The sequence below is a fragment of the Actinomadura sp. NPDC048032 genome, from assembly GCF_040653175.1.
In the GTDB taxonomy this organism is placed as follows: domain Bacteria; phylum Actinomycetota; class Actinomycetes; order Streptosporangiales; family Streptosporangiaceae; genus Spirillospora; species Spirillospora verrucosospora.
Window position 1 is genome coordinate 1 of record NZ_JBEZJP010000059.1, and the last position, 15,586, is coordinate 15,586.

15 protein-coding genes are annotated in these 15,586 nt (G+C 70.9%); 7 read left to right on the top strand and 8 right to left on the bottom strand.

Annotated features, from left to right (window positions below; genetic code table 11):
• A partial coding sequence (locus AB0C69_RS11215) for an MFS transporter (RefSeq protein WP_360352602.1) occupies positions 1 to 697 on the top strand: 697 nt, incomplete at its 5' end.
• Positions 698 to 1,681: 984 nt separating this feature from the next.
• Here AB0C69_RS11215 and AB0C69_RS11220 read toward each other — a convergent pair.
• The 5 genes from AB0C69_RS11220 to AB0C69_RS11240 form a co-directional block, all read right to left on the bottom strand.
• On the bottom strand, positions 1,682 to 1,891 hold the full coding sequence (locus tag AB0C69_RS11220; protein ID WP_360352604.1) for a hypothetical protein: 210 nt from the start codon (positions 1,889 to 1,891) through the stop codon (positions 1,682 to 1,684).
• A gap of 403 nt (positions 1,892 to 2,294) precedes the next feature.
• Positions 2,295 to 2,444, bottom strand: a complete 150-nt coding sequence (locus tag AB0C69_RS11225; protein WP_360352606.1) for a hypothetical protein — start codon at positions 2,442 to 2,444, stop codon at positions 2,295 to 2,297.
• Positions 2,445 to 2,574: 130 nt separating this feature from the next.
• On the bottom strand, positions 2,575 to 3,813 hold the full coding sequence (locus tag AB0C69_RS11230; RefSeq protein WP_360352608.1) for an ABC transporter permease: 1,239 nt from the start codon (positions 3,811 to 3,813) through the stop codon (positions 2,575 to 2,577).
• The gene (locus tag AB0C69_RS11235) at positions 3,810 to 4,571 is read right to left on the bottom strand and encodes an ABC transporter ATP-binding protein (protein ID WP_360352610.1); all 762 of its coding nucleotides are present in this window, start codon (positions 4,569 to 4,571) and stop codon (positions 3,810 to 3,812) included. The genes AB0C69_RS11230 and AB0C69_RS11235 overlap by 4 nt, the downstream gene beginning before the upstream one ends.
• Complete coding sequence (locus AB0C69_RS11240) at positions 4,568 to 5,725, bottom strand: efflux RND transporter periplasmic adaptor subunit (RefSeq protein ID WP_360352612.1); 1,158 nt, start codon at positions 5,723 to 5,725, stop codon at positions 4,568 to 4,570. Before AB0C69_RS11240 ends, AB0C69_RS11235 begins: the two co-directional genes overlap by 4 nt.
• Positions 5,726 to 5,817: 92 nt before the next feature.
• Between AB0C69_RS11240 and AB0C69_RS11245 the strand changes: the two genes are divergently transcribed.
• The 3 genes from AB0C69_RS11245 to AB0C69_RS11255 all read left to right on the top strand — a co-directional run bounded on the left by AB0C69_RS11245 (position 5,818) and on the right by AB0C69_RS11255 (position 8,963).
• A complete protein-coding gene (locus AB0C69_RS11245; RefSeq protein ID WP_360352614.1) occupies positions 5,818 to 6,552 on the top strand; it encodes a DUF427 domain-containing protein in 735 nt (244 codons plus the stop codon).
• Between the two features lie 226 nt (positions 6,553 to 6,778).
• Complete coding sequence (locus AB0C69_RS11250; protein ID WP_360352616.1) at positions 6,779 to 7,870, top strand: ferredoxin reductase; 1,092 nt, start codon at positions 6,779 to 6,781, stop codon at positions 7,868 to 7,870.
• A 10-nt stretch (positions 7,871 to 7,880) separates the two neighbouring features.
• Positions 7,881 to 8,963 carry an acyl-CoA desaturase gene (locus AB0C69_RS11255; RefSeq protein ID WP_360352618.1) on the top strand — a complete coding sequence of 361 codons (1,083 nt, stop codon included), beginning with the start codon at positions 7,881 to 7,883 and terminating at the stop codon, positions 8,961 to 8,963.
• 2 nt (positions 8,964 to 8,965) lie between these two features.
• Here AB0C69_RS11255 and AB0C69_RS11260 read toward each other — a convergent pair whose 3' ends face one another.
• The gene (locus AB0C69_RS11260) at positions 8,966 to 9,793 is read right to left on the bottom strand and encodes a GNAT family N-acetyltransferase (RefSeq protein ID WP_360352620.1); all 828 of its coding nucleotides are present in this window, start codon (positions 9,791 to 9,793) and stop codon (positions 8,966 to 8,968) included.
• 136 nt (positions 9,794 to 9,929) lie between these two features.
• Between AB0C69_RS11260 and AB0C69_RS11265 the strand changes: the two genes are divergently transcribed.
• Positions 9,930 to 11,327 carry an MFS transporter gene (locus AB0C69_RS11265; protein WP_360352622.1) on the top strand — a complete coding sequence of 466 codons (1,398 nt, stop codon included), beginning with the start codon at positions 9,930 to 9,932 and terminating at the stop codon, positions 11,325 to 11,327.
• On the opposite strand, the gene AB0C69_RS11270 is transcribed toward AB0C69_RS11265, so the two are convergent.
• Positions 11,324 to 12,001, bottom strand: a complete 678-nt coding sequence (locus AB0C69_RS11270) for a S1 family peptidase (protein ID WP_353832293.1) — start codon at positions 11,999 to 12,001, stop codon at positions 11,324 to 11,326. The two genes, AB0C69_RS11265 and AB0C69_RS11270, sit on opposite strands and share 4 nt — an antisense overlap.
• A gap of 236 nt (positions 12,002 to 12,237) precedes the next feature.
• Between AB0C69_RS11270 and AB0C69_RS11275 the strand changes: the two genes are divergently transcribed.
• The gene (locus AB0C69_RS11275) at positions 12,238 to 13,383 is read left to right on the top strand and encodes a hypothetical protein (protein ID WP_360352624.1); all 1,146 of its coding nucleotides are present in this window, start codon (positions 12,238 to 12,240) and stop codon (positions 13,381 to 13,383) included.
• Positions 13,384 to 13,492: 109 nt separating this feature from the next.
• Here AB0C69_RS11275 and AB0C69_RS11280 read toward each other — a convergent pair whose 3' ends face one another.
• Positions 13,493 to 14,089 carry a hypothetical protein gene (locus AB0C69_RS11280; protein WP_360352626.1) on the bottom strand — a complete coding sequence of 199 codons (597 nt, stop codon included), beginning with the start codon at positions 14,087 to 14,089 and terminating at the stop codon, positions 13,493 to 13,495.
• Between the two features lie 438 nt (positions 14,090 to 14,527).
• On the opposite strand from AB0C69_RS11280, the gene AB0C69_RS11285 reads away from it, so the two are divergent.
• A complete protein-coding gene (locus tag AB0C69_RS11285; RefSeq protein ID WP_360352628.1) occupies positions 14,528 to 15,499 on the top strand; it encodes a hypothetical protein in 972 nt (323 codons plus the stop codon).
• Positions 15,500 to 15,586: the final 87 nt, after the last annotated feature.

The window sequence follows — 15,586 nt, forward strand, 5'->3', positions numbered from 1 at the left end:
GCGGGCCCCGTTCGGCGGGTCCCGGCAGTCGGGGGTCGGGCGCGAGGGCGGCGACTGGAGCTTCTTCCTCTACAGCGCCGCGATGTTCGGCCTGATGATCCTCGTTCCGCTGTTCGCGGGGATCGTCCGCGGGGAGTCGGCTCTGGACGCGGGCTGGTTGCTGGCCCCGATGGGGGTCGGCGCGATGGCCACCATGTCGGTGTCGGGACGGCTCGGCGACCGTTTCGGCGGACGATGGCTCGCGGTCGGCGGTATCCTCTGCGTGCTCGCCGGGACGGTGGCCCTCACCACCCTCTCTCCCGGCACCGGACGCGCCACGATCATGGCCGCGATGCTCGTCGTCGGACTCGGCCACGGCATGATCGCACCGCCCCTGATGGCGATGGCCTACCAGGGCCTCCCCCGCGAAGCCGTGCCCGCCGCGACCACCGGCGCGAACATCCTGGTTCGCATCGGCAGCTCGTTCGGCACGGCGGTGACGGCGGTCATCCTGCAGATCGGGATCCGCCACGAGATTCCCGGAGCCTCCGGAAGCCTGGACGAGGCCGCCGGACACCGCACAGCAGAGACACCGTCCCTCCTGGCGAACGCCTTCACCGACACCTTCTGGTGGACTGCGGTGTTCCTGGTGGCGGCCTTGGTCCCCGTCCTCACCATCCCGCGCAAACCACAACAAAGCCCACCCACCGCGGCCTGACCCGCCCCGGACGGTCTCGTCACACGGAGCCGATGATCCTGCAGCACTACGCGGCACCGGTCAGACCGCCGCGTAACTCGGTCCCATCTGCCCCAGGCCTCGGCTGGACCAAGCCGCTCTGAGACAGGCCGCAGCTGGATCCAATCCGGAGGCGGCCGGTCCGGAGGTACCCCGGTCCCGAGGCGGGCCGGGGCCGAGACAAGACCCATTGGGAGGACGGGGCGGGGGCAGGCTAGGGCCGGGGCAGGACCCTGCGGGAGGGCTGGGCTGGGGCTGGGTGGTCTGGGGGGGTTAGTTGTTGGTGGGCTGGGAGGTGGGGGGTGGTCCTTGGTTCTTGCCGGTGCCTCGGTGGGGGGCTAGAGAGGCGCAGGCTTGCATGGCGTTCTGCTCTGCTGCGGATCTTGTGGGGCGGATGCCGGTCGGGGAACCGTTTGTTGGGGCGTTGGACGGGCGTCCGGTTTGCGGACTGCCTGGGCCACCGGTCGGGGAGTCGCTCGGACGGTTCGGCGGGCGGCCAGTTGGTGGCGCGCCGCCGGGGGCCTTTCCGCCGTCCGGGAGATCTAGGCCCTGCTTCTCAAGACAGGCGCGGAATGAGGCCATGGGGTCGGCCACGGCCGTCTTGTCCGGGCCTGCGGCGGCGGTGCCGCCGTTTCCGCAGGCTGTGCTTAGCAGGATTGTTCCGGCGGCGGTCAGGATGCCGAGCATCCGCATCGCGCGCATGCTGCCCATTGAGATCTCCCTCTTTCATCGCTCTGCCGGAATCTCCGGTCAACGGCCGGAACGCTCGTTCACGGTGGTCGCGCTCAGCGAGCCATCCCGGCCCGGGGAGCCCTGGACGATTCAACGGCCGGAGCGCTCGTTCACGGTGGTCACGGTCAGCGAGCCATCCCGGCCCGGGGAGCCCTGGACGATTCAACGGCCGGAGCGCTCGTTCACGGTGGTCACGGTCAGCGAGCCATCCCGGCCCGGGGAGCCCTGGACGATTCAACGGCCGGAGCGCTCGTTCACGGTGGTCGCGGTGAGCAAGCCGTCCTGGCCTGGGGAGCCCTGGACGGTGACGGCCGTGCCCGCGTCGAGGTCGCGTAGTCCGCCGTCATTGACGATGCGGATCTTGGTGGTTCCGGTGGTCTTGACCTTCACGGTCTCGCCGGAGGCGGTGCGCAGGTACAGGGTGTTGCCGACGACCTTGGTCACCGTCCCGGTGGTTCCCGAGCCGTTTGGGCGGTTTCCTGTCTCAGGGCCATTGCCTGGGGCGCTGCTGGGGCCGATGCCTGGGGCTCCGCCCGGTCCGTTGTTCGTACCCGGGGCGCCGTAGCCGCCTTGGGGTCCTGCGGCGCCTGGAGGTCCGCCGTAGCCGCCGGTTCTCATACGGCCGCCGGCAGACGGTTCAGAGGAGCCGTTCTCGGACCACTTGTGCGCCTGGACGCCGCTCAGGAAGCCTGCGGTCAGGAGGACGCCGGCCACTAGGTAGAGCGTCGGCCCTGGCAGAGACCTCTGCGATGGGCGCGCCAGCAACTCGGTGGCGAGATTGTTGTCGAAGGGCGAGCTCGCCAGCAGTTCGGCGTCCCCTGTCGGGTTCTCGGGCATGTCTCGGCTCTCACTCACAGCGCACCGTCACGACCAGCGTCGGCAGGGGGGCGACCAACTCCGTCAGCTGCGATGGCTGCGTGAGTAGGTTGGTGGCGAGATTGTTGTCGAAGGGCGAGCTCGCCAGCAGTTCGGCGTCCGTTGTCGGGTTCTCGGGCATGTCTTGGCTCTTGCTCACAGCGCACCGGCGCGGCCAGCGTCAGCAGGGGGCGGCCGTCTTCGTCAGCGAGGGCGGTGGGGTGGAGCGTTGGGGCAACGGGTGGTGGGTTCAGGGGCATGAGGGTCCTTGGTTAGTCGTGGCGTAGGGCGTCTATGGGGCGGAGCTTGGCGGCGCGGTTGGCGGGGTAGCTGCCGAAGAACAGGCCGATCGCCAGGGAGACGGCCAGGGCCAGGACGATCGACGACGGGACCAGGACGGGTTTGACGCCCGCGATGGTGAAGAGGCTGCCGAGGACGCCGGCGAGGACGCCGAGGAGGCCGCCGGTGAGGCTGAGGACGGTGGCCTCCGCGATGAACTGGCCCAGGATCGCGCCGCGCGGGGCGCCGATGGCCTTGCGGATGCCGATCTCGCGGGTCCGTTCGGTGACGGTGACCAGCATGATGTTGGTGATGCCGATGCCGCCGACGAGGAGGCTGATGGCGGCGACGGCGCCGAGCAGGACGGTGAAGGTCCGGCTCGACTCGCTGACCGCCGACTGGACGCTCGCCTGGCTGGAGACCGTGAAGTCGGCGCCGCCCGGGGAGGTCGCGTCGTGGCGCTGGCCGATGATCTGGGTGACCTCGGCCTCGGCGGCGCCGACCGTGTCGCTGCCGGTGGCCTGGACGATGATCTGGTCGAGGGCGCCGTACCCGGTGAGGGTCTCCTGGACGGCCGGGAGCGGCGCGACGGCGATGCTGTCCGGGTCGGAGAAGGTCGACGAGGAGGAGCCCGTGGCCTTGAGGACGCCCGCGACGGTGAACCGGATCCCGCCCACGTCGATCTTCTTGCCGATCGGGTTCACGCGTCCGAACAGGTCGGACGCCACCGTGCTGCCGAGCACGACGGTCTTGCGGGCGGCGGCGACGTCCTCGGCGGTGAACGCCGTCCCGGACGCGAGGGTCTTGTTCGCGGCCGCGAAGTAGGACGGGGTCGTCCCGACGAACTGGCCGATGGTCGCGCTCGTGCCCGCGTACCCCGCGGTGACGGACTGGCTGGTCACGACGGGTGAGGCGGACCTGACCGACGGGGCCCCGCCGGCGGTGAGGGCTTCGACGTCCTCCGCGGTGAGGTCGCGGGCCTGGGTGCGCGGGCCCGAGGCCTGGCCGGTCGTCCCGAAGCCGCGGCCCGTGGTGGACGGCGTGACGGTGAGGGAGTCGGCGCCGAGCCGCTGGATGCTCTTCTTGATCTGCTCGGAGGAGCCGTTGCCGACCGCGACGAGCAGGATGACGGCGCCGACGCCGATCAGGATGCCGAGGGTGGTGAGGGAGCTGCGCAGCTTGTTGGCCGACAGGCCGCGGACGGCGAAGCGCAGGATCTCCAGGGCGCTCACCCTGCCTCCTTCGGTTCCGGGGGCGCGGGGCGCGCGGCTCGGATGCCGGGGGTCACCGGGCCCTCCCGGCGGACGTCCTCGACGATGCGGCCGTCCACGAGGCGGACGATCCGCTTGGCGTGCGCGGCGACGTCGTCCTCGTGGGTGATCACGACGATGGTGCGGCCGGTGCGGCCGAGCCGGTCGAAGACGCCGAGGATGTCGGCGGTGGAGGCGCTGTCGAGCGCGCCGGTCGGCTCGTCCGCGAGGAGCAGCGTCGGGGCGGTGACCAGGGCGCGGGCGACGGCGACGCGCTGCTGCTGGCCGCCCGACAGCTCGTTCGGCTCGTGCCGGGTGCGGTCGGCGAGGCCGACCTCGCGCAGGGCGGCGAGGGCGCGGCGCCGCCGGTCGGCGCCGCGGAGGCCGCCGTAGGCGAGGGGCAGTTCGACGTTGGCCTGCGCCGTCATCCGCGGGATCAGGTTGAACGACTGGAAGACGAACCCGATGCGGCGGTTGCGCAGGGTCGCGAGGTCGCGCTCGCCGAGGTCGACGACGTCGATGCCGTCGAGGAGGCAGCGGCCGGCGCTCGGCACGTCCAGGCAGCCGATGATGTTCATCAGCGTCGACTTGCCCGAGCCCGACGCGCCCATGATCGCCACATAGTCGCCGCGTTCCACGGTCAGCGAGACGCCCCGCAGGGCGTGGACGGCCGTTTCGCCCGTCCCGTACACCTTGGTCACGTCGTGGAGGTCGAGCACGGGCGGGGTGCGGGCGGTCATCGGCGGCCTCCGCCGCCGGGGGTGCCGCCGCCGGGCGCCCCGCCGCCGGGGGCGCCGCCGAGCCCCGGTCCGCCGCCGCCCGGGAAGCCGCGCTGGACGGTGCTCCCGCCGCCGGACGCCGAGGTCACGGCGACCTCGTCGCCCTCCTTCAGGCCCGAACTGATCTCGGTGCCCTGGTCGCCCCTGACGCCGGTCTCGACCGTGGTGGGGACCTGCCTGCCGTCGCGGACGACGGTGACCGTGCTCTGCCCGCCGGCCGCCCTGACCGCGGCGCTCGGCACGTAGAGGACGTTCTCCGCCCGCGCCACGGTGATCTCGACCGTGGCTGTCTGGCCGAGCCGGACCCCGGACGGGACGTCGCCCAGCGCGATCACGGCCGGGAACTTCACGACGTTGTCGGTGGTGGTCGGCGCCGCGCCGATCGTGGTGATCTTGCCGGTGGCGGTCTTGCCGGTGAGCGCGTCGAACGTGACCGTGGCGGCCTGGCCGGTCTTGAGCTTGGTGGTGTCGGCCTCGGTGAACTCGCCTTCGACCTGGAGGTGCGCGGTGTCGGCGAGCTCGACGAAGCCCGAGCCCGACGACGAGGACGAGGACGAGGTGGAGGACGAGGTCGGCGACGTCGAACCGCCGCCCGAACCCGAACCCGAGGAGGACGAACCGCTCGAACTGCCGCCCACCGTCCCGTTGACGGCGGTCACCGTTCCGGCGAACGGAGCTTTCAGGACGGTCCCCTGGTAGGCACGCAAGGCGGCGTTGTAGGAGTTCTTCGCCTGGACGTACCCGGCGTACCCCTTCTCGGACGAGGTGTCCCCATCGGCGGCGACCGCCAGGTTCGCCTTGGCTGCGTCGACGTTCTCGAGCGCCTCTGTCTGGTCGAGGCGGGCGAGGACGTCGCCCGTCCTCACCTTCTGCCCCGCCTTGACGTAGATCTTCGCGACCGTGCCGGAGGCGCCGAAGGACAGCGAACGGCTCCGGGCGCTCTCCACCGAGCCGGACGCCGACACTGACGAGACCACCGTCCCTCGCGTGACGCGGGTCAGGCGGGTGGACGCGGCGGCGCCGTCGCCTCCGTCGCCGAGGGCGAGGTACGCGGTTCCGGCCCCGGCGACGAGCAGTGCGCCCAGCGCGCCGTTGACCAGGAGTGTCCGATTCATGCGGATGAGGCTCTTGAGGGCTCATGTGGCGTTCGTGAGGCAAGGGTGAGAATTCGATGAAATAGGGCCCCGACCGGTGAGGTTGCCCAGGCATGGGCACATCGCGGAAGACCAGTCTCCGGATCGAGGAGAGCGGCAAGCGCGTCCGGGCTTACCTCGGCGGCCATCTGGTGGCCGACTCGACACGGCCTTCTCTCGTCTGGGAGATCCCCTACTACCCGACCTACTACTTCCCCGAGGCGGACGTGCGGGCCGAACTCGTCGAGGACGGGCCGGGCACCCGTTCGCCGAGCAGGGGCGACGCGACCGCCTTCACCGTGAAGGTGGACGGCGCGCAGGCGCCGGGCGCCGCGCTCCGCTACACCGAGCTGCCCGGGTTCGTCCGTCTCGACTGGGATGCGATGGACGCCTGGTTCGAGGAGGACGAGGAGGTCTTCGTCCATCCCCGCGACCCGTACACGCGCGTGGACGTGCTGGCGGCGTCGCGGCATGTCCGGGTCGAGGTGGACGGGGTGACGGTCGCGGAGTCGTCCAGCCCGCGGCTGCTGTTCGAGACGGGGCTGCCCGTGCGCTACTACCTGCCGAAGCCGCATGTCCGCATGGACCTGCTCGAACACACCGGCACCGTGTCGCACTGCCCGTACAAGGGCACCGCGGAGTACTGGTCGGTGCGGGTGAACGGCACGCTGCACGAGGATCTGGCCTGGTCGTACCGGACGCCGCTGGAGGAGAGCCGCAAGGTCGCCGGGCTGGTCTGCTTCTACAACGAGAAGCTCGACATCTTCGTGGACGGAGTTCTCCAGGAGCGGCCGAAGACCAAGTTCTGAGCGCGGATCCCGCGTCGGCCCGGACGGCCGGTCGGCCGCCAGGCCATCGTGCCCGGCCGACAGTTTCTCCGCCGTCTTTTATCAGCAGGCATTACATCATCGGATGGAACATCATGCGATGGTGTGATGCCTGTCGCTTTGATGGCCGAGGCCTTGAATCCTCCGCGATTCCTACGCGACCGTAGGTTACGCGAGCGTAAGTTAGCGCGCCCTCGGGGAGGAAACCTTGCCCATCGCACCGCGGACCATCGCGCCGCACCGCCCGCGCCGCCCCGGCCGTTCGACCACTGGACGGCGGATCGCGGCGGCAGCCCGGCTCCTCACGACCCCGCTCCTGCCGGAGGACTACCTCGGGCTGCTCGATCCGCTGTGGTCCACGGACGAGCCGTGCGGGCGGATCGAGGCCGTCCGGCACGAGGCCCCGTCCGCCGCGACCCTGGTGATCAGGCCGGGCCGGGCGTGGAACGGCCACCGGCCCGGCCAGTGGGTCAAGATAGGCGTGGACGTCGGCGGCGTCCGGCACTGGCGGACGTTCTCGCTGTCGTCGCCGCCCCGCCGTGACGGCCGCATCACGATCACCGTCAAGGCCACGCGCGACGGGTTCGTCTCGGCGCACCTGGTCAACGAGATCCGGCCCGGGACGGTCGTCCGCCTGTCGCGGCCCGAGGGGGAGTTCACGCTGCCCTCGCCCGTCCCGCGCAAGCTGCTGTTCGTGACGGCCGGCAGCGGGATCACGCCGGTCATGGCGATGCTGCGGCAGCTCGGCGGCGCGTCCGACGCCGTGCTCGTCCACTCGGACCGGACGGCCGGGGACGTCATCTTCGGCGACGAGCTCCGCCGGATGCCGGGGCTCCGGCTGCACGAGCGGCACACGACGCCCGGCGGCCGGTTGAAACCGTCCGACATCCCCGGCATCTGCCCCGACTGGGCGGAGCGCGAGGCGTGGGCGTGCGGGCCGGGCGGCATGCTCGACGACCTCGCCGCGCACTGGCGGGCCGCCGGAGTCGGGAAGAGGCTGCGCGTCGAGCGCTTCCGCACCGTCCTGGACGCCGGCGGGGGCGAGGGCGGGCGCGTCACGTTCACCAGGAGCGGCGTCACGGCCGACGCGGACGGGAGCACGCCCCTCCTGGCGGCGGGCGAGGACGCCGGCGCGCTGCTGCCGAGCGGGTGCCGGATGGGCATCTGCCGCGGCTGCGTCGGGCGGCTGGCGTCCGGCAAGGTCCGCGACCTGCGCACCGGCGAGGTGCACGGCGACGAGGGCGAGATCGTCCAGACCTGCGTCTCGGCGGCCGCCGGGCCCGTGGAGATCGAACTGTGAGAGGAGCGGCATGACCGACCATCTGACGGCCGAGGACTACGACACCATCGCCGCCGAGCTGGACGCGCTGCGCGAGGAGATCATGTCCGGTCTCGGCGAGCGCGACGCGTCCTACATCCGGCGGGTGATCCGCTGGCAGCGCGGACTGGAGATCGGCGGCCGGGCGCTGCTGCTCGCCTCCGCCCTGCCGCCCGCCTGGATCGCCGGGACCGCGACGCTGGCCGTCGCGAAGATCCTGGAGAACATGGAGATCGGGCACAACGTCATGCACGGCCAGTGGGACTGGATGCGCGACCCGAAGATCCATTCCACGACCTGGGAGTGGGACAACGTCTCGCCGGCCGAGCAGTGGAAGCACTCGCACAACTTCGTCCACCACACGTTCACGAACGTGCTCGGCAAGGACAACGACGTCGGCTACGGCATCCTGCGCGTCGCCCCCGAGCAGGCGTGGTCCCCGGCGCACCTCGCCCAGCCGCTCTACAACCTGCTGCTGGCGATGTTCTTCGAGTACGGGGTGGCCCTGCACGACCTGGAGATCGACAAGATCCGGGACGGGACGGCCGACGAGGCGGTGACGAAGGAGAAGCTGCGCGCGATCGGCCGCAAGGTCCGCCGCCAGTGGGGCAAGGATTACCTGGCGTTCCCGCTGCTCAGCGGCCCGCAGTTCCTGTCCACGCTGGCCGCGAACGCCACCGCGAACGTGGTCCGCAACGTCTGGGCCCACATGATCATCTTCTGCGGGCACTTCCCGGGCGACGTGGAGGTGTTCGAGGAGGAGCGGCTGGACGGCGAGACGAAGGGCGAGTGGTACGTCCGGCAGCTGTGCGGTTCGGCGAACATCACCGGCGGCGAGCTGTTCCACCTGATGACCGGCAACCTCAGCCACCAGATCGAGCACCACCTGTTTCCGGACATGCCGAGCAACCGGTACGGCGAGATCGCCCCGCGCGTCCGCGCACTGTGCGACAAGTACGACATCCCGTACCACACGGGCACGCTGTCGCGGCAGGTCACGGGCACCTGGAAGAAGATCTTCCGGTACGCGCTGCCCGGCGGCGGGCCGTCCGCGGCGAAGCCCGAGGCCGTCTGAGGTCAGCCGAGGGCCTGCGCCACGGGAAGGTAGAGGCGGGGCAGGTCGTTCGCGATGGGCGCGCCGTACTCCATGACCGTCGTGGTGAACGCGGGTCGAAGGCCGTTCCGCCGCGCCCAGTCGACCACTTCCGGATGCCGGTGGTCGATGTCCAGGCGGACCGGCCCCGCCGGGACGATCTCTTCGACGAGGGCGAGGGCGGTCTCGGCGTCGTGCGCGGTGACGGGGCCGACGACGGCCCTGTCGTCGTTCCACCACACGCCTCCGAACCCCTTGAGACCGGACTCGCCCCGGACGACACGGAACGTCTCGCAGAACGACGGCAGCCCGTCGACCAGCCGTGAACGGTCCGCGCCGAAGACCTCGGTGTCGAGTGCATGGACGGCGGGCATGTCCGCCGCCTCCGCGGGGACGGAAACGCCCCCCTCGGACGGCCCCTTGCCCATGCCCGTGTACGTCGTGCAGAGCCCGACGGAGCGATACCCCAGACGCTCGTACAGCGGGCGCCCGTATTCGGTGGCCGTCAGGCAGAAGCTCTTCGTTTCGGTGTTGTCCATGGCGTGCCGCATGATGCGGGCGCCCAGACCACGCCGTTCGTAGCGTTTCGCCACCAGCACCATGCTGATGGCGGCGACGTCCACGCCGTATGGGGTCGACACCGTCACCGCGGCGAGACCGCCCTCCCCGTCGTCGATGCCGTAGACGTCGCCGACCGAGAACAGGAACCGCCACTTCCGGTCTTCACGTCCCCAGTCGCGGTCTTCGGCGAGCCGCTGGCAGGCGGCGAGGTCGTCGATCCCGAGCTTCCGCGCGGGCCTGTCCCAGTCCATGGGAGGGGACGCTAGATCGGCCGCCGCCGGCCGCACAACCGATTTAGGCCGCGGCATTACCCCTCAGGTCATCGCCACCACGACCTCCCGGGCGAGATCGTCTGGGTGCGGATAACGATCGATCTGAGGAGAGACCATGTCGCACACGGCGACTCCGGTGGCGGGCCGGCGCCCGCGCGAGGCCGCGGCCTCGCCCACCGCGTCCATCGGCGCCCTGCTCGTCCTGCTCACCGGCATCTTCATCACCACGCTCGACTTCTTCATCGTGAACGTGGCGATCCCCGACATCCAGACCGATCTGGGCGCCGGCGCGACGGCGATCCAGTGGGTCGTCGCCGGGTTCGGGCTGGCGCTCGGCAGCGCGCTGATCACCGGCGGCCGCCTCGGCGACCTGGCCGGACGCCGCCGGATGTACGCGCTCGGCCTCGCGGTGTTCACGGCCGCCTCGCTCGCGTGCGGCCTTGCCCCTTCCTCCGGCACGCTGATCGCCGCCAGGGTGGTGCAGGGGCTCGCGGCCGCGCTGCTGATGCCGCAGGTTCTCGGGATCATCAACGGCGTGTTCACCGGGGAGGCGCGCGCCAAGGCGTTCACCGCCTATGGCCTCGCGATGGGCCTGGGCGGCGTGTTCGGGCAGCTCATCGGGGGCGTGCTGATCCAGGCGAACCTGTTCGGCACCGGATGGCGCAGCATCTTCCTGATCAACGTTCCGGTCGGGGTCGTCACGCTGGCGCTGATCCGCCGGACCGTCCCGTCCCAGCCGCGCACCACGGGAACCCGCCTGGACGTCACGGGAACCGTCCTGGTCACCCTCGGTCTCGTCGTGCTCGTCCTGCCCCTGATCGAGGGGCGCCGCCTGGGCTGGCCCGCCTGGACGTGGGCGTCGCTCGCCGCGTCGGCCGTCCTGCTCGCCGCCTTCGTCCTCTCCCAGCGCCGGAGCAGCGCCCCGCTGGTCGCGCCCAGCCTCTTCCGCGAGCCCGCGTTCCGCGTCGGCAGCGGCCTGGCGCTCGTCTACACCCTGGCGATGGCGTCCTTCTTCCTCTACCTCGCCCTGTACCTCCAGCAGGGACGCGGTCTCAGCGCTCTGGAGTCGGGCCTGCTCTTCGTCGCCCTGGGCGCGGGCTACTTCGCCGCGTCCACCCGCGCCACGGCCATCGCCGCCCGGCTGGGACGGCAGGTCCTCGCCCTGGGCGCCGCGGTGCAGGCGGCGGGCTGCCTCCTGCTGCTCGCCGAGACCGGGCACGCCATCGGCTGGCTCATCCCGGGTCTGGCCCTCGTGGGGGCGGGCATGGGGTTCGTCCTGGCGCCGCTGTCGGCACTGGTCCTGGCCGGTGTGACCGACCGGCACGCCGCCTCGGCCGCGGGCGTCCTGTCCACCGCGCAGCAGGTCGGCAACGCCCTCGGCGTCGCGCTCGTCGGGATCGTCTTCTACGGCGCGCTGGGCGAGGTCGCCGACGCCTTCCGGGCGTCGCTCTTCCCGGTCATGGCCTTCTGCGGCGTCACCGCGGCCCTCGCCCAGCTCCTCCCCAAGCGCTAGTACACGCTGGCGCCGAAGGCGCTGAGCACCGGAGAGATCGGGCGGAAGTAGGACGACCCGCCGGAGACGCAGGTCCCGACTCCCCCGATCTCAAGCCCCACCGCGGTACCGCCCGAGAAATACGGAGCCCCGGGACTCTCCCCGGGCTCCGTGCATATGGTCGTCCTCACCAGCCCGGTGATCGTCCCGTTCGGGAGGTTCACGGTCACGTTGACGGCCGTCACACTGCCGCAGCGCAGGCCCGCGATGGGCCCGCTGCGGCAGACGCGTTGGCCGACGACCGGCGGTCCCGCCGTCGTGATGTCCTGGGAACCGGGGTAGAGGAAGACGCTGCCGGGCCGCTCCACGGAAGGCTCCACGTACCGGACGAGCGCGACGGAGGCGCTCGTCACCGAGACGACCGTCCCGAGCTGCACGGTCATCGCCGGGTCGGCGTAGATCGGCATGCCGACCTGGGCGCAGCCGCCCGCGGTGAGGAAGGAGTACGAGCCGTTCTGCCGCACGTTGAACCCCAGGGCGCAGCGCACGCCTCCGGCGCCGTAGATCGCCCGCCCCCCTTCCGCGCCCGGCGCCGCGACGGGACGCACCTCCCCCGGCGAGGCGGACGCGCCGGGGCCTGTGGCGGTCAGGACGGCGGCGATGCCCGCGACCAAGATCGCGACGCGCAGTCTCACGGAATACCTCCTGCGGGGAAACGGCGGCTTGCCGGAATGGTGTGAAAAACGAGGGGCCCCGGCAAGGGGAGGAAGGTGCCAAGGTTGCCCGCGCCCGTATAGCAACATCACGCCGAGACCCGCGAACGCCCTGGTCGACGGTGAGTACGGAAGGCCGCGCGTCCTAGGTACGGGGGCTCATTCGCCGGGCTCTCCGCGCGCGGAGGATGGGTCGACCGTTTCGGGATGGAGGGCGTATGAGATTTCGTTTGCCGAAAACCGGCGTTGTGGCCCTGCTCGCCCTCGGGGGGTGCGGAGCCCCGGCCGTCCAGCCGACGCCCTGGAGAGCGGAAGCCGGGAGCGCGCCGTGGCGGGTGGAGGTCGAGGACGTGTCGCTGCGGGTCGATCCCCAGATCGTCGCGGCGGGGCCGAAGGACGTGTGGGCTTTCGGCGGGCGCGGCTCGGAGGACACGGTGTGGCGGCCGACGGCCCGGCACTGGGACGGCCGCGGCTGGAGCAAGGTCGGCCTTCCGGGCGGGCGGATCGGCGCGGTCAAGGCGGCGGGGGCGTCCGCGGCGTCCGATGTCTGGGCGGTCACCCTCGACGGGTCGAGCTCGACCGTCCTTCACTGGAACGGCGAGCGCTGGACGATCGACCGCCGCCTTCCGGGATTCACCGTTACGGCGCTAGAGGTGTTCTCCCCGCGGGACGTCCAGGTCTTCGGCACGGGCTCGCACGCCGCCGCGACGGGCTGGACCCGTTCGGCGGACGGATGGTCGGAGACGAGGCTGCCATTCCGAATCGCCCGCACGAGCGCCCGCTCCGCACGTGACATCTGGGCGCTCACCTTCGAGAGCGAGCTGTACCACCAGGACGGCTCGGGCTGGAAGCCCGTCCCGCTGGACGGCGTCCTGCCCGCCGGAAAGAGGAAGGGCTTCGAGGACACGAGGTACCAGCTCAACACGATCACCGCCACGGCCGCCGGCATCTGGATCACCGCCGAGCGCGCCGGGGGCATCCCGTCCAGCGAGATGGACGGCACCCGCACCCAGCCGCTGGGCCCGGGCGACCTCCACCTGTCGTCCCTTCTCCTGCACGGCGACGCCGACGGACGCCGCTGGACGGCCGAAAGCACCATGAAGAAGGCAGGACGGTTCAGTCCGTTCGGCGCCCCGATCATCGACCCGGACGGCGGCGTCTGGCTCATCGGTTCCACCGACGTCAACGCCACCGAGTCGACCCTCGCCCACCGAACCGCTACGGGCACGTGGACCAGCAACAGAATCCGAGCGTCCGGCTTCAGCCTTTTCGAGGCCCGCGCCGTCACCCGCATACCGGGCACCACTCGATTCCTCGCCGCGGGCATGAACGACGAAAAGGGCGCGCTTCTCTCCACCCCCTAGGGAGCCGCGGCCTCAACGAGAACCGGCCCCCGTCCAGGGACGAAGGCCGGCGACTCTCGATATGGGTGAAGAGGGTGGGCCCGCCGAGCCGGATCACGTCTTCATGTGATCAGCGGCCCGCGAGCTCCCTCACGTAGCTGTACAGTTCGAGCCCGCGAAGCCCCTGCCGATGAGCGGCGAGCACCTCGTCGGGGTCCACCTGCTTCTCTTGCGCCTCCACGTAGCAGAGCAGGTCGGCCCCGCGGAGACCCTTGTCGTACGCCTCCAGCAGCTTGGCGATGCCGAGGCGACTTTCGAGCGCCCGCAGAGTGATCTGCGGGTGGACGTCCCTGTCGTGCAGGACGATGAGCTGGTCGTGCGTCGCGCCCTCGTTCAGCAGGGCGATGTAGCCGGATTGGCCGATGCCCCAGGCATAGCCCGCGTCCGCAGCGACCTGCTTCTCGAACGCCTCCAGGATCTGCGCGGGGGTGGCGTTCGCCTTCAGCGCCCTGACGAGCACCCAGGGCAGGATGCCGGCGGCCACGGCGGCTTGGACGTCCCCGTCCGAGGCGCCTGCCTCCAACGCTTCAACGTAGGCGGCCAGATCGATGCCCTTGGACTCGGCGGCGCGAAGCTCATCCCAGGTGGCGCCCTTCTGCTGCGCCCGCGCGAGGAGCTCTTCGCGACGTTCCCAGCCTCCCGAGAAACGCCTGTAGACGTCTTCCACTGGAAGCTCCTTTCAGAGAATCTGCTTTGTAGGTACGCCTCCCACCGTCCGCCGCTTCCGCGGCTCGGCAAACTCAACGTCCGGAGACCGCCGGAGAGAAGGTGGGGCGCTGGGCGATTCATTTGGCACGAACGGCCACAGCCACTGATCCGTCAACAAGCACTGCAGAAACAAACGGTGAATTGCTCCCGAGCCGAACCAGTCCCGGCTTACGGCAAGACACGCACGCGCATGGGCGTCGTGTTGCTGGCGCGGGGAGCAGACCGAGGCGGACGGGCAGGAGCAGCGGCGCGAGCCCACCTTCACCGTGACGCGGTCGCCGGGGACGCACCCGGCTCCCGCCCGTGCGTGTTCGCGGATCTGCCGGACGGTCATCGGCAGTACTCACACAAAGCAGACCGACGGCCCCAGGTCGTCATGAATTGTCGGGAGAGATCCATGACCACCATCAACACGCAGGCCCCCAACAGTGTCACCGAATGGCTCCGGATCAACGACGTCAAGGGCACGAGCGAAGAAGTGGTGGCGCGCAAGGCGCTCGGCCTGGCACGTCAGTTCTTCGGCCCCGACGTCGAGATCGAGGTCGTGGGCAACCACTGGTCCGAAAGCCTGGGCGGTACGGAGACGGTGTACGTCCGGGCGACCCTGCCCATGCCCTCACGGGTCGGCGGGCGAACCGGCACATCGTTCGAGCTCACGCTCAACGACCTCACGGGGAACAGCCTGCGGCAGCTGAAGCGCAAGGCGGCTCACCTGGCACGTCAGTGCTTCGGCCCTGACGCCTCGTTCCAGATCAACTTCAGGAACGGCCTGGAGAGCACTCCCGAGCATCTGGACACCACGGACCGCTACTGGACGACGTCCGTGTCCGTCCAGGCGATCGTGCCCATGTCCCAGCGGGTCAGCGGGCTGGCCGGCTCGCCGGTCGAGCTCAGGCTCAAGCTCAGCGACCTCACGGGGAACAGCATGCGGCAGGTGGAGCGCAAGGCGCTTCGACTGGCGCGTCAGTGCTTCGGCTCTGGCGCCGTGCTCCAGGTCGGTTTCGACCACCCTTGGGGGTGGGCCACCAGGGGTCTGGAGAACAACCCGCCCGAACGCCTGGGCACCACGGACCGCTTCTGGGCGGAATCCGTGTACGTCCGGGCGATCGTGCCCGCGTCCCCACGGCCCGCCGAGCGAACCCGCACGCCGGGCCGGGTCACGCTCACCGACATCACGGGGACCAGCTTGCGGCAGATGGAGCGCAAGGCGCTTCGACTGGCGCGTCAACAGCGCCCTCTCGCCGGCCCCGACGTCGAGTTCCGCGTGAACTGGGCCTCGATCACCACGGGCCTGGAGGGCACCTCGCAGACGCCTCCGGGTGCCGAGCCGCGATTCCTGGCAAGGCACGTGGAGGTCGAGGTGATCTGACCCCTGGGACACCGCGCATGCGGTGTCCTCAGACACGGGTGGCCCTTCCGAACGTCGGGAGGGCCATCTGCTTTTGAGGCGTCGGGG